Source organism: Haliscomenobacter sp., assembly GCF_965225875.1.
In the GTDB taxonomy this organism is placed as follows: domain Bacteria; phylum Bacteroidota; class Bacteroidia; order Chitinophagales; family Saprospiraceae; genus Haliscomenobacter.
Genome location: NZ_CBDDBS010000002.1, coordinates 4,529,617 through 4,544,255, shown reverse-complemented (window position 1 = coordinate 4,544,255; position 14,639 = coordinate 4,529,617). Strand labels below are relative to the sequence as shown.

General features: G+C 49.5%; 9 protein-coding genes. All 9 read left to right on the top strand.

The window, feature by feature from the left end; genetic code table 11:
- The coding region (locus ACO08K_RS20500) for a c-type cytochrome (protein WP_421798282.1) at nucleotides 1-785 on the top strand (785 nt) is incomplete at its 5' end.
- A gap of 42 nt (nucleotides 786-827) precedes the next feature.
- The gene (locus ACO08K_RS20495; protein WP_421798281.1) at nucleotides 828-1,835 is read left to right on the top strand and encodes a Gfo/Idh/MocA family oxidoreductase; all 1,008 of its coding nucleotides are present in this window, start codon (nucleotides 828-830) and stop codon (nucleotides 1,833-1,835) included.
- Between the two features lie 187 nt (nucleotides 1,836-2,022).
- Nucleotides 2,023-3,507, top strand: a complete 1,485-nt coding sequence (locus tag ACO08K_RS20490) for a DUF7477 domain-containing protein (RefSeq protein WP_421798280.1) — start codon at nucleotides 2,023-2,025, stop codon at nucleotides 3,505-3,507.
- Nucleotides 3,508-3,602: 95 nt separating this feature from the next.
- Nucleotides 3,603-4,667, top strand: coding sequence for a LacI family DNA-binding transcriptional regulator (locus tag ACO08K_RS20485; protein ID WP_421798279.1), 1,065 nt, complete (start codon nucleotides 3,603-3,605; stop codon nucleotides 4,665-4,667).
- 132 nt (nucleotides 4,668-4,799) lie between these two features.
- A complete protein-coding gene (locus tag ACO08K_RS20480) occupies nucleotides 4,800-5,828 on the top strand; it encodes a zinc-binding alcohol dehydrogenase family protein (RefSeq protein WP_421798278.1) in 1,029 nt (342 codons plus the stop codon).
- Nucleotides 5,829-5,949: 121 nt separating this feature from the next.
- Nucleotides 5,950-8,409 (top strand): glycoside hydrolase family 95 protein, encoded by a 2,460-nt coding sequence (locus ACO08K_RS20475; RefSeq protein ID WP_421798277.1) that lies wholly within the window; start codon nucleotides 5,950-5,952, stop codon nucleotides 8,407-8,409.
- A 227-nt stretch (nucleotides 8,410-8,636) separates the two neighbouring features.
- Nucleotides 8,637-10,304, top strand: a complete 1,668-nt coding sequence (locus tag ACO08K_RS20470) for a glycoside hydrolase family 43 protein (RefSeq protein WP_421798276.1) — start codon at nucleotides 8,637-8,639, stop codon at nucleotides 10,302-10,304.
- A 7-nt stretch (nucleotides 10,305-10,311) separates the two neighbouring features.
- On the top strand, nucleotides 10,312-12,693 hold the full coding sequence (locus tag ACO08K_RS20465) for a beta-L-arabinofuranosidase domain-containing protein (protein WP_421798275.1): 2,382 nt from the start codon (nucleotides 10,312-10,314) through the stop codon (nucleotides 12,691-12,693).
- A 359-nt stretch (nucleotides 12,694-13,052) separates the two neighbouring features.
- Nucleotides 13,053-14,612, top strand: coding sequence for a glycoside hydrolase 43 family protein (locus tag ACO08K_RS20460; RefSeq protein WP_421798274.1), 1,560 nt, complete (start codon nucleotides 13,053-13,055; stop codon nucleotides 14,610-14,612).
- Nucleotides 14,613-14,639: the final 27 nt, after the last annotated feature.

Genomic DNA, 14,639 nt, shown 5'->3' with positions numbered 1-14,639 from the left:
TGGATGAAAACAGCGTCATGTACGTCCCGGCCAAGGAAAATCCGGTGTACAGTTCGCTGGTTGATGCACCACCTGCCGACGATAGCAAGGCCCTCAAAACCGGCAAACAAATTTACCTCAGCTATTGCGGTTCCTGCCATGGCGAAAACCGCGAGGGCAACCACGATGGCACCTATCCGGGCTTGCAGAACATTGCTGGCAAATACGATGAGGCCGGGATTCGACAAATCATCGCCAAAGGGCGCGGCATGATGCCCGCCTTGACTCAATTGAAAGAAGCGGAATTGAAAGCCGTAGTGGACTATTTATTTGGCAAAAACACGAGCTTAAAAGCGCCCAAAGGAGAAAAACTCACCACCGTTCCTTACAAGCACACGGGCTACAACCGTTGGTACGACCGCAATGGCTACCCAGTCAGCGAGCCGCCCTGGGGTACTTTGACTGCGATCGATTTGAATACTGGAAAACGCCGTTGGCAAGTCCCGCTAGGTGAATACCCTGAGCTGAGCGCCAAAGGTATTCCTCCCACGGGCACTGACAATTATGGTGGCCCCGCCGTTACTGCAGGGGGGCTGCTGTTTATTGCGGCGAGTAAAGACCAGCGGTTCCGCGCCATTGACCGCAATACGGGTAAAACCCTCTGGCAGACAGCCCTTCCCACAGCAGGTTACGCCTCGCCAAGTGTATACGCTGTGCGGGGCAAGCAGTACGTGGTGATTGCCTGCGGCGGCGGAAAACTCAAAAGTAAATCCGGTGATCAATATGTGGCTTTTGCCTTACCTTGATTACCTTCACCACCAATTCTACTCTTAATTCAATCAAGCACCATGACCACCGTAGCAATCCTAGGATTTGGCCTTTCCGGGCGTTATTTGCAAGCGCCTTTCTTTTTAGCAAATCCCAATTTTCGGCTCAAAACCATCGTCAGCAACAACCAAAACCCACAGGATATTTATCTAGGGGTGCAAAAAGCGACTAGCCTGGATGACGTATTGGCTGATCCCGAAATTGATCTGGTGAGTGTGGCTTCTCCCAATGAAACCCATTTTGAGTACACCCAGCGTTGTTTGAAGGCAGGTAAACATGTATTGGTGGAGAAGCCTTTCACAGCCACTGCCGCCGAGGCTGAAACCTTGGTCGCGTTGGCGAAATCACTGGGCAAACACCTGTTTGTATTCCAAAACCGCCGTTGGGACAGCGATTTTTTGACCGTTCAAAAAGTCATTGCCGAAGGTTTGATCGGGGATGTATTGAGTTACGAGGCCCATTTTAACCGCTACAAACCTGTACTCAACCCCAAAAAATGGAAAGAAGTCATCGCGCCTGGCAATGGTATTTTATATGACCTCGGTTCACATATTCTGGATCAAACCCTGCTGCTATTTGGCAAGCCCAAATCGGTATGGGGCGAAACCTGGACTCAGCGTGAACACTCCGAAGTCGACGATGCTTTTGATGTGAAACTGGATTACGGCAAAATCAAAGTCAACCTGAAAAGTAGCATTCTGGTCCGGGAGGATACCCCCCGCTACATCATTCAGGGAACCAAAGGTTCTTTTGTCAAATACGGCATTGATGTACAGGAAGATCACCTCAAGGCGGGGATTATGCCGGGGATGCCAGGGTTTGGAATTGAGCCGGAAGCCAATTGGGCCATCATCAATACCGAAATTGGTGGATTACACTTGCGCGGGCGGGTAGAGCCTCTGCCAGGAAACTGGGCGCCACTTTTCCAAAATATCCACGACGTGATTCAGAATGGGGCTGCACCGGCGATTGCGCTGGAGGATATTGTGGAACAGATTCGGATCATGGAATTGGTGAAGCAGGGCTAAAAGATAGGATTTATCCTGTCCGGAGGCCTAACTAAGGTGCCCTTAGGTGCCTAAGGTGGTTCAAAAAACAAGCCTAATATTGGTTGGAAATTTAGAGGTTTTTTATTTGAACCACCTAAGGCACCTTAGGGCATCTTAGATAAAACACGTCTTCGGCGCTCATTAATAAAAGTTGATAAAAACAGCTATGAGACCCATATTCACCCTATTGTTTTTGGCCCTGGCCCAGTGGGCCTTTGCCCAAGTGCAATCCTGCCAAGACATCGTTTTTCCCACCCTGAACTCTTCCTTGTACCAGGGGGTGTATTACAACGATCTGCGCTGGGACGATGACCACAAAATCATCACGGTAAGTTTCATCAATGGATCGGCATTTTTGCAAAACAAGGTCAAGCAGTACGCGGTAGAGTGGGGCACTTACGCCAATCTGCGCTTTGAATTTGTCAACCGGGCTGGCGCCGACATTCGCATTTCCTTTTATCCAGGCAAAGGCTCTTGGTCTTTGATCGGCAAGCAATCCAATCAGTTTTCGGTAGATGTCAATACTGGAAGGTCGGTCAGTGGGTTGAATGGCCCTTCGATGAATTATGGTTGGTTCAATGAAAAAACTACAGACCAGGAATTCCGGCGCACCATCTTGCACGAGTTTGGCCACGCCTTGGGTTTGTTGCACGAACACCTCAGCCCACTTTCGGGCATCAAGTGGAACATCCCCAAGGTGTACGCCCACTACATGCAAACCCAGAACTGGAGCAAGGAAGACGTCGACAAAAACGTATTGAACAAATATTCGGTGACCCAAACCAACGGCGAATACGACCCCAAGTCGATCATGCATTACCCGGTCAGCAAAGAATTTACGCTGGACGGTTACGAAGTAGGTTGGAATTACCTCCTTTCGGCGGGCGACAAAAAGACCATCGCCACCATTTATCCGAAGTCTAACCCTACCACGACCAATAAAGAAACGCCCAAGCAACTTTACCGCATCAGCGGGCTGACTTATGGCGACAGCATCTGGTCTTTGACCATGTCCAAAAACAAGGTAACCAATGCCCAGATCTGGCGCACCCGCCCCAATTTTCCCAATGCGGAAATCCAGGAGTTCTGGGGTAAAGGCTACCAGATCAGCAATTTGAGCTATGGTGGTGGTTTGTGGGCCCTTGTGATGTCGCAGGGTACAGGATTGAGTGATCAATTGTGGCGCACCCGCCCGAATTTTCCGGAGGCAGAAATCAACACCTTATGGGACAGTGGCTACTACATCAATAGCATCAGTTACGGCAATGGGCTCTGGGCCCTGGTGATGTCCAAAGGCACTGGCTATACTGGACAAATCTGGCGTACCCGTTCGTATTTTCCCAAAGACGAAATCAAGGAATTTTGGGATCAGGGTTACCACATCACCAGCCTGACCTATGGCAATGGGCTGTGGGCATTGGTCATGTCCAAAAATGCAGGTTATCAGCTCCAACTCTGGCGCACCCGCAATTATTACCCCAAAGATGAAATCCAGGAATTGTGGGACAAGGGTTACCACATCACCAACCTGACCTACGGGAATGGTTTGTGGGCATTGGTGATGTCCAAAGGAACAAGTTATCAGTCGCAGTCCTGGCGCACCCGCCGGAATTTCCCAGCGGCGGAGATCGATGAGTTGTGGAAAAAGTGATGGGATAAGAGCTTGTCTAAGGCTGCAAATCAGGCTTTGAAAGAAGCAGAAAAATTTTAGATTTGCAGAATCAAATTAGTGCCACAAATCTCTTGATGCTTGTGACATTAGCCCATTTTGAACCATTTGACATGAGTCGAAAGCGGATAACCATTTATGATTTAGCCAAAGAGTTAGGCATTTCTGCCTCTTACGTATCAAGGGCGTTGAATGACCATCCATCGATCAATCCCAAAGTAAGCGAGAGTGTAAAGCAAAAAGCGCGCGAGCTCAACTACAAGCACAATTCTCATGCCGCTAATCTACGCCAGGGTTCATCCAAAACCATAGGGGTAATTGTCCCACACATCAATCAGTATTTTTTTTCGGAGGCCATCTCCGGGATCGAAGAAGTATGCTTTCAAAACAACCATAGTTTGATCATTTGCCAGTCGCATGAATCTTTTCAGCACGAGTGCAAAGCCATTGATACCCTGGTTCATCAAAATGTCGATTGTATTCTGATTTCCGTTTCGGCGGAGACTAAAACCGCAGCGCATCTTCAAAATATTCAAAAACACAATATTGAGCTCATTCAGTTCGATCGCTGCATGGAGCAAGTGGATAGCTTCAAGATTTTAAATGACAATAAGGAGATCACCTACAAAGTGTCCAAAAGCCTGATTGAGCAGGGCTACCGGAAAATTGCCTTTATTGGCGGGCCTAGCCACCTTGCTACCTTTGGGCTTCGAAAAGAAGGTTTTATCCAGGCCATCAAAGAACATGAATTGAGTATACCGTATAATTTTATCGTAGAGAATGCCTTGTCCAGAGAGGAAGCCATTGAAGTGGCCAGAGAACTCCTGGTGTTAAAAGAACCACCGGATGCTTTTCTCAGCATTTCGGATCACCTGTCTTTGGGGGTTTTACAAGTCGCGGAGTCCATGGGCATCCAGGTGCCCTCACAATTGGGCATATTTGGTTTTGCCAATGAGGTATTCGCACCCATCGTTAAACCCGCCCTCTCCTCTGTTGACCAAAGGAGTAAAGAGTTGGGAAAACGGGCTGCGCAGATCTATTTTGAGTTCATCTTGAATGGAAAAACCACTGCACCAGAGGATAAAGTGGAGATCATCGCGAGCGATCTGCTCATCCGGGGGAGTTCAAAAAGATTACAATGAATACTTGCTTGCAAATTTTTATGATTAATTGTACAAATCACATTAATAACTTTAGCTAAATTTGATCCAGCTTGGTAGGCTCTAAGGGGCTAAAATAAGTTTTGAACTCACTTTATGGTAATCAACAAAAAAATGAAGGTACTGACCTGCATCAAACCAGGGGAGCTGGTTTACGCCACCAAAGAAAAGCCCCAACTGGAGCCAGGCAGAGCCATCATTAAAATTAAACGCATCGGTATTTGTGGTACCGACCTGCATGCTTTTGAAGGTACCCAGCCCTATTTTAGCTACCCGCGGATTTTGGGCCATGAACTTTCGGGCATCCTGGCCGAGTTCGACGATGCCCCGGGGTTTATGCATGGCGAGTCAGTTACTTTTATCCCCTACTTCAGTTGTGGTACCTGTGTGGCATGTCGGGTAGGTAAGTCCAACTGTTGCACCCAACTGCAAGTTTGTGGCGTCCACATCGACGGGGGTATGGTGGAGTACCTTTCGGTGCCTTCTTCAACATTGGTGCACGGTGAGGGCCTGACTTTTGATGAACTGGCCCTGGTAGAACCATTGGCCATCGGTGCACACGGAGTACAACGAGCGAACATTTCCAAAGGAGAGTTTGTGCTGGTAATTGGGGCGGGGCCAATCGGTTTGGGAACCATGGAATTTGCCCGGATTGCCGGAGGAAAAGTTATCGCCCTCGACATCAACGAGCATCGCCTGCAGTTTTGTAAAGATAAACTCAAAGTGCCCCATGTGGTCAATGCACAGGCCGAAAATGTCGTTGAACAACTGATGGACATCACCAATGGCGATATGCCCACCGTAGTCATCGATGCTACGGGAAGCCTGAAAGCCATCAATAATGCTTTTCAATACATGGCGCACGGAGCTCGCTACGTTTTGATTGGCCTGCAAAAAGGGGATATCTCTTTCAGCCACCCCGAATTCCACAAGCGGGAAGGGACTTTGATGAGCAGCCGCAACGCCACCCGGCAGGATTTTGAACAAGTGATTAACTGTTTGAAGCAGAAAAAAATCAACCCGGCCACCTACATCACTCATCGGGTCATGTTTGATGAGGTGAGTAGCGAATTTGAAAATTGGCTCAACCCGGCAAACGGCGTAATCAAAGCCATGGTCGAAGTTCCACATTCGAGCTTTTGACTTTTTTTATTCAAAAATTCAATCGATTGAATAAATGTAAATAACTCATTTTCAATTTCAAACAAAACCCCAAATTGTGACGCTTTAGCGCGTAAAATCAAACTCTGCCAAACCTACTACGATGCAACAATCACTCCTTTTGGGTTTACTCCTGGTAAGCACTTTGGGTTTTTCTCAGGAAAAACCAGGCTTAAAACTCTGGTACAATCAAGCTTCGGGCACTAGATGGGAAAATGCCCTCCCCATCGGCAATGGTCGCCAGGGAGCCATGATTTATGGCAATGTAGACAAAGAGACCATTCAGCTCAACGAACACACGGTTTGGAGCGGCAGCCCCAATCGCAACGACAATCCAGCGTCTTTGGATTCATTGGCCGAAATCAGAAAGCTGATTTTTGAAGGCAACCACAAAGTAGCGGAAAGACTGGCCAATCGGGTCATCATCACCAAAAAGTCGCATGGTCAAATGTTCCAGCCAGTTGGTAGTCTCCACCTCTCCTTCCCGGGCCATGAAAAATTCAGCAATTATTACCGCGAACTGGACATCGAAAAAGCCGTAGCTAAAACGACTTATGTGGTGGATGGCGTCACCTACACCAGAGAGGCCCTGGCTTCTTTTCCCGATCGGGTGATCGTGATGCGGCTCACAGCCAGCAAACCTGGAAGCCTTTCTTTTTCCGCCAATTACTCTTCTCCCCAGCGCAAAAAAGTCTTCGCCACCACCGCGACCAAAGACCTGACCATAAGTGGTACCACCAGCGACCACGAAGGGGTAAAAGGTTTGGTTGAATTTAAAGGCATCACCCGCATCAAACTGGATGGTGGCAGCCTGAGCTCCAACGATACTTCGCTCACGGTAAATGGGGCCAATTCCGCCACCATCTTTATCTCGATCGCCACCAACTTCAACAATTACAAGGACATCAGCGGGGATGAGGAAAAGCGGGCTGCGGATTACCTGAACAAGGCCTATCCCAAGGCTTATGCCACCATCCTGGCTGGGCACATTGCCGCTTACCAAAAATACTTTAATCGAGTCAAGCTGGATTTAGGCACAACTCCCGCCGCCAATTTTCCAACCGACGAACGCCTGAAAAACTTCAGCAGTACCAATGACCCACACATGGTCAGTTTATACTACCAGTTTGGCCGGTATTTGTTGATTTCTTCCTCCCAGCCGGGCGGCCAACCCGCCAACCTGCAAGGCATCTGGAACAATCGCCTCAATCCACCCTGGGACAGCAAGTACACCATCAACATCAACACGGAGATGAACTACTGGCCCGCCGAGCGCACCAACCTCGCTGAGCTGCATCAACCACTCCTGGAGATGGTCAAAGAACTCTCGATCACTGGCCAAGAAACCGCCCGAACCATGTACGGCACCCGTGGTTGGATGGCCCACCACAACACCGACATCTGGCGCATGAATGGCGCGATCGACGGGGCGTTTTGGGGCATGTGGACCGCAGGAGGTGCCTGGCTCACCCAACACCTTTGGGAGCATTACCTCTACAATGGGGATAAAACGTACCTGGCCAGCGTTTACCCTGCGCTCAAAGGAGCTGCCCTGTTTTATGTTGATTTTTTGATTGAACACCCCCAGTACAAATGGTTGGTAGTCAGCCCGGGCAACTCTCCTGAAAACGCGCCCAAAGCACACGATGGCTCCTCCCTGGATGCTGGAACGACCATGGACAACCAGATTGTTTACGACGTTTTCAGTTCAACCATTCGCACTGCCCAGCTACTGGGCAAGGATGCGGCCTTTGTCGACACCCTGAAACAAATGCGCAGTCGCCTTGCCCCCATGCACATTGGCCAACACAACCAGTTGCAGGAATGGCTGGAAGATATTGATGCTCCCGATGACCATCACCGTCACGTATCGCACTTGTACGGTTTGTTTCCTTCCAATCAGATTTCGCCTTACCGCACCCCTGAGCTTTTCGCTGCTTCCCGCAACACCCTGTTGCAACGGGGCGATGTATCCACGGGTTGGAGTATGGGTTGGAAGGTGAACTGGTGGGCCAAATTGCAGGATGGAAACCATGCCTACAAATTGATCCAAAACCAGTTGACTCCACTGGGCGTAAATCCCGATGGCGGCGGCACCTACAACAACCTCTTCGATGCACACCCACCGTTCCAGATTGACGGCAATTTTGGCTGTACCTCGGGCATCACCGAAATGTTGTTGCAAAGTTCCGATGCGGCCCTTCATGTATTGCCCGCCTTGCCCGATGTGTGGCCCACTGGCAGCATTACCGGGCTGCGGGCCTGGGGTGGTTTTGAAGTGGTAGACTTGCAATGGAAGAATGGCAAGGTGGTAAAACTGGTGGTAAAATCTACCCTGGGTGGCAACCTGCGCTTGCGGGTACCCAATGCCCTGAAACTGAGCAACGGGGCAAGTTTGAAAGTAGCTACGGGCAAAAACCCGAACCCTTTTTATCAAACCGAAGATACCCCGGCGCCGATTGTTTCTGAAAAATCAACGATTAAGCCGCTAGAGTTGAAAGCGACCATGTTGTATGATGTGGCTACCCAGAAGGGGGTGGTTTATACTTTTATTGGGCAGTAATTTGAGGTCTCATTTGACATTTTACCTGCCACTACGTGGGCGCTATTTAGCAACCGCCTGCGGCGGGATTTTTTACCACAAAGACACGAAGACACAAAGGCACAAAGACATTAAGCTCTAAGTTGTGTCTTCGTGTCTTTGTGGTAAAAAAATAGGATGTGAAATCCACCGCAGGTGGAGGTGCTAAATAGCTACCAACATTTTTTCAAATTTCAAAAAACGCAGTCATGCATAAACTATATCAAATAATCGTCATTGTTCTTTTCGCCAGCCAAATCAGTTTGGCTCAAATCACCATTCCCAACCCGATCCTGACCGGGTTTTATCCCGATCCAAGCGTCACGCAGGTGGGCAAGGATTATTACCTCGTCCATTCCACCTTTTCCTACTTCCCTGGCATCCCGGTATTTCACAGTAAGGATTTGAAAAACTGGAAACAAATCGGTAACGTCATCCACCGCAACTCCCAGATGGATTTTATGGGGGAACGTTTGACTCGCGGCTTGTTTGCCCCGTCCATCAGTTACCATAAAGGCACTTTTTACGTGGTTTGCACCGACATTGACCACGATGGCAACTTTGTCGTAACTGCCAAAGACCCAGCAGGTCCCTGGAGCGACCCGGTGAAGATTCCACAGGTGCGCGGCATTGACCCCTCTATTTACTTCGACGAAGACGACAAGGCCTACATCGTATACAACAGCGACGCGCCCGACCGCAAACCCTTGTACTCGGGCCACCGCACCGTCAGAATGCAGGAATTTGACCCCGTAGCGCTGAAGGTCGTTGGGGAAGAAGTACAATTGATCAATGGCGGGGTCGACATCACCAAAAAACCAGTCTGGATTGAAGCGCCACACTTCCTGAAAAAGAATGGCTGGTACTATTTGTATGCCGCCGAAGGAGGTACCTCCGTCAATCACTCCGAGGTGGTTTTGCGCAGCAAATCGATTTGGGGCCCCTTCGTTCCTTACGAGCAAAACCCGATTTTGACCCAGCGCGATTTACCCGCCGACCGCAAAGACCCGATTACTTCCGCAGGGCACGCCCAGTTTGTAGAAGGGCCAGATGGCAAAACCTACGCCGTATTTTTGGCGGTAAGGCCTTATGAGGGCGACTATTACAACACTGGCCGGGAAACTTTCATCGCCCCCGTGGAATGGAAAAACGACTGGCCCATCATCAATCCCGACCACAAGGAGATCCAATATTCCTACATGGCCAAGTACAAAGAAGTGAAACTAAAAGGTGCCTTGCCACAAGCAGGTAATTTTCAATACACCCTGACTTTTGAAAAAAGCCTGGACCCAGCTCTGCTGTTCATGCGCAAAATAGACAGTAGCTCTTTTTCCTTGTCCAAAAAGCAGGGGCTCACTTTGAAACTGAAGCCTGAGACCGTGATGGATTTCAGCAATCCCTCTTTCATCGGCAAACGCCAACAGCACCTGTACAGCACAGCGGAAACGGCTTTGAGCTTCAGCCCCACTGCGGAACATGAAAAAGCGGGCTTGGTGATTCTCCAGGATGAAAAACATTTTTACTACCTGTGCAAATCCCAGTCGCAGGGTAAAGCGGTCGTTCAATTGTACAAAAGTATGACCACGGAGAAATCCATGGAATTGCTTGCTGAAATTCCGGTGAAAGCCTCAGCAAAATCAGTAGGATTGCGCATCAGTTCAGCGGGCGACACCTACAGTTTTTACTGTTCGGAGGATTTCAAAACCTGGAAGCCGCTCAAAGAGAAAGTAGACGCCAAATTCCTCAGCACCAAAGCGGCAGGCAGTTTCATCGGCTGTTTGTACGGGATGTACGCCACTTCTTCCGGACAAAGCAGCACCAACTCGGCTTCTTTCAAGTACCTGAAATATGGCGGCAATGACCCCATGTTCAAATAATTGCAGCATGAGAAGATTCTTGCTCATAGCCAATATATGTAGCCTCCTGGGTATTTGCAGCACCAATGCCCAGGAGCGGCTTTATTCCAATTCATTTTCGCTGGCGGAGGTAAGTTTGTTGGAGGGGCCTTTCAAACATGCTCGGGATTTGAACATTCAAACCCTGTTGCAATACGATGTAGACCGGATGTTGAATCCCTACCGCAAGGAGGCCGGGCTCCCCGAAAAAGCGGCAAGTTATTCCAATTGGGATGGCCTTGATGGGCACGTCGGTGGGCACTACCTCTCTGCCATGGCTATAAATGCCGCGACCGGGAATGCCGAGTGCAAAAAGCGCATGGAGTACCTACTCAGTGAGCTCAAAGCTTGTCAGGAAGCTCAGGCCCTCAATCACCCGAGCTGGGGAATTGGCTACCTCGGAGGAGTGCCCAAAAGTGCCGAAATCTGGTCGACCTTCAAAAATGGTGATTTTAAAGCCTTACGTGCTGCCTGGGTGCCCTGGTACAATGTGCATAAAATGTATTCGGGTTTGCGCGACGCCTGGTTGTATACGGGTGATGCGACGGCCAAAACGCTGTTTTTAAACTTCTGCGATTGGGGCATCGCCATTACTGCCAATTTGAGTGAAGCGCAGATGCAATCCATGTTGGACATCGAACACGGCGGCATGAACGAGATTTTTGCGGATGCCTACCAAATGACCCGGGACGAAAAATACCTGAAGGCGGCAAAACGCTTTTCCCATCAGGCCTTACTCGATCCACTATCGATGGGCCAGGACAACCTGGACAACAAACACGCCAATACCCAAGTGCCCAAGGCGGTGGGTTTCCAACGCATTGCGGAACTGAGTAAGGAAGAAAAATACGCCAAAGCTGGTCGCTTTTTCTGGGAAACCGTTACCAGCAAGCGCAGCCTGGCCCTGGGCGGAAACAGCCGTCGGGAGTTTTTTCCCAGCGTAGCAGCTGGTCGGGACTTTGTGCACGATGTGGAAGGCCCCGAGTCTTGCAACTCCTACAATATGCTCAAACTGACCGAGGATTTGTTCCGTGCCAATCCATCCGCCCGCTACATGGATTATTACGAACGGACCTTGTACAACCACATCCTTTCTACCCAGCATCCCGAGCACGGCGGTTATGTGTACTTCACCCCGGCTCGGCCACGCCATTATCGGGTGTATTCAGCTCCCAATCAAGGCATGTGGTGTTGTGTTGGTAGTGGCATGGAAAACCACGGAAAATACAATCAGCTGATTTACACCCACCAAAAAGATTCCCTGTTCCTGAATTTATTTATTGCTTCGGCATTGAATTGGCGGGCGAAGGGAATCGTGCTCAAACAGGAGACCAGGTTCCCGGAGGAAGAACAAACGAAATTGAGCATCACCGAAGGCAATGCCCGATTTACACTGATGATCCGTTATCCTTCCTGGGTACAGCATGGGGTGCTACAAATCAAGGTCAACAACAAGCGCATCGCTTATACCACCTCAGCTTCTGGATATGTTGGAGTCAATCGGCTTTGGAAAAAAGGGGATGTGGTACAAATCATACTGCCGATGCGTAATACCGTTGAGCACCTGGCAAACGTGCCCGAGTACATCGCGTTGATGCATGGCCCCATTCTACTAGGCGCAAAAACCGGAACCGAAGGATTAAAAGGTTTGGTTGCCGACGATAGCCGCTGGGGGCATATTGCGAGTGGGGAAAGGTTGCCCATCGACAAAGCGCCCATTATCATTGAGGATGCAGTGGATGCAATTGGCAAAAAGCTCGTACCCATCAAAGGCAAACCGCTCAGTTTTACCGCTACAAATATAAAAATGGTCAACTCCAGCAATTTGGTACTGGAGCCATTTTACCGCATCCATGATGCCCGCTACATGATATACTGGATGGCCTTGACAGGTACAAAGTACCAATCCTACCTCGATTCGATTGCCGGGCTTGAAAAAGAAAAACTAGCCTTGCAAAAACGTACCCTTGATTTTGTAGCCCCCGGAGAACAACAACCGGAGGTAGATCACGACCTGCAAAGTGAACAATCGCGCAAGGGTTCCTTTATGGATGAATTTTGGCGCGACGCCAACAACGGCGGGTATTTCAGCTATCAAATGAGCACCAATGGCGAAACCAATTTGAGCCTGCGGGTACGCTACTGGGGTGCAGAATGGGGCAACCGAAAGTTTGACATCTACATCGATGAAGAGCAGTTGATCAGCGAAAACAATACCGGAAGGTGGCATCAATCCCAATTCCAGGACATTGACTATGCGATTCCAGCTTCCATGTTGCAAGGAAAAACCCAGATCAGGGTGAGATTTCAGGCATTGGCGCAAAATACGGCGGGGGCGGTTTATTACCTCCGCTTGCTGCGCAAAAACTAAAGGGGAATTGTACCCACTTAAACTATAAACGACACATAGGCCCCACATAAACTGTAAACAAACAAAAAACTGTACTGCTAAACCGGTTACGACCGCAGAGGGCAGTTGCCTATTGGGAGGAATTCGTTTCCTGTTACTTCTAAACGAAGAGGTAGATTCTAATTTTAACTTATTGAGCAGCTTCGCTGCTTGTTTTTTGTAACCGCGACGACGCGACGGCGCGACGATTCATTTGGCTGCGCCAAATGAGCGACGTGAAACGACGTGAAAGTGTGCGAAGCACATGTATCGTCGCGCCGTCGCGTCGTCGCGGTTACAAAACATTTGGCGTTAGCCAAATCAAAAAAATGTATCACAACATGAAGTCCTATATTTTCATCCTCTTTCTACTGGCCGCTCAGTGTTTACTGGCGCAGGTCAAACCAGCCCAAAACCCCGTCATCTTTGCCGATGTACCCGACCTGTCCATGATCCGGGTAGGCGACACCTACTACATGAGCAGCACGACCATGCACATGAGTCCAGGTCTGCCGATCATGAAATCCAAAGACCTGATCAATTGGCAAATGGTCGGTTACGCCTACGATACCTTGACCACCGTAGATGCCATGACCCTGAACAACGGCAAAAGCACCTACGGGCGGGGCTCCTGGGCCAGTAGTATTCGCTACCATGAGGGGACTTACTACGTAACGACCTTTGCGCAGACCAGCGGCAGAACCCACATCTACAGCACCAAAGACATCGAAAAAGGCCCCTGGAAAGTGCAGTCTTTTAAACCCTCATACCACGATCACACCCTCTTTTTTGACGACGACGGCCGGGTGTACATGATTTACGGAGCGGGTAAATTGAAAATGATTGAGCTCAATGCCGATTTGTCGGGGGTAAAACTAGGCACCCAGGAACAAGTGGTGATTGAAAACGCCAGCCTTCCTGCTGGCAACAACATCATGCTACAATCAGAAGGTTCTCAACTCTTCAAAGTCAATGGCAAATACTACCTCTTCAACATCGTTTGGCCCCGCGGTGGCATGCGAACCGTATTGATTCATAGAGCAGATAAAATTACTGGCCCCTGGGAAGGCAAACTGGCCTTGCAGGATTTGGGGGTAGCTCAAGGCGGCCTGATCGACACGCCGGATGGGCAATGGTATGCTTACTTGTTCCGCGATTTTGGCGCGGTGGGGCGCATTCCCTATCTCGTTCCAGTCAAATGGGAAGACGGCTGGCCAATCCTGGGTGTAGATGGCAAAGTGCCTGAAACTTTGAATCTTCCGGCCAGCACGGGGCTGATTCCGAGTTTGGTCCATTCCGATGAATTCAGCCGCAAAAAAGGAGAGCCTACCCTACCCTTGGTCTGGCAATGGAACCACAACCCGGACAATAAACTTTGGTCGCTCAGCGAGCGCAAGGGCTACCTTCGCCTCAAAACCGGCCGCCTTGACACCTCATTTTTCCTGGCCAGAAACACCTTGACGCAACGCACCATCGGCCCGGAATGCACGGGAACTACGGCACTGGATGTTTCCAAACTGAAAGAGGGGGATTTTGCGGGTTTGTGCCTTTTGCAAAAAAACTATGGCTTGGTAGGTGTAAAGGTCATCAATGGCCAAAAGAAAATTGTGATGATCAACGCCGGATCGGGCAAACCGGTAGAAGCGCCAGTGGTGCCCTTGAAAGGCAACAAGGTCTACTTTAAAGCAGCCTGCAATTTCCGAGATAAAGCGGATGTAGCCAACTTCTTCTACAGCCTGGATGGCAAGTCCTGGAATCCGATTGGTGAGCAATTGAAGATGTCGTACACACTTCCGCATTTTATGGGGTATCGTTTTGGCTTGTTCAACTACGCGACGCAGCAGATTGGGGGATATGCGGATTTTGATTATTTCCGCATTGAGGATCGGATGATGAAATAAGGCTAGCCAAGGCTTTTTTACCAGCTC

Coding starts and splice junctions, on each gene's coding strand:
- ACO08K_RS20475 (WP_421798277.1), top strand. CDS start 5,950: ATGCAACAATCACTCCTTTTGGGTTTACTCCTGGTAAGCACTTTGGGT.
- ACO08K_RS20470 (WP_421798276.1), top strand. CDS start 8,637: ATGCATAAACTATATCAAATAATCGTCATTGTTCTTTTCGCCAGCCAA.
- ACO08K_RS20465 (WP_421798275.1), top strand. CDS start 10,312: ATGAGAAGATTCTTGCTCATAGCCAATATATGTAGCCTCCTGGGTATT.
- ACO08K_RS20495 (WP_421798281.1), top strand. CDS start 828: ATGACCACCGTAGCAATCCTAGGATTTGGCCTTTCCGGGCGTTATTTG.
- ACO08K_RS20480 (WP_421798278.1), top strand. CDS start 4,800: ATGAAGGTACTGACCTGCATCAAACCAGGGGAGCTGGTTTACGCCACC.
- ACO08K_RS20490 (WP_421798280.1), top strand. CDS start 2,023: ATGAGACCCATATTCACCCTATTGTTTTTGGCCCTGGCCCAGTGGGCC.
- ACO08K_RS20485 (WP_421798279.1), top strand. CDS start 3,603: ATGCTTGTGACATTAGCCCATTTTGAACCATTTGACATGAGTCGAAAG.
- ACO08K_RS20460 (WP_421798274.1), top strand. CDS start 13,053: ATGAAGTCCTATATTTTCATCCTCTTTCTACTGGCCGCTCAGTGTTTA.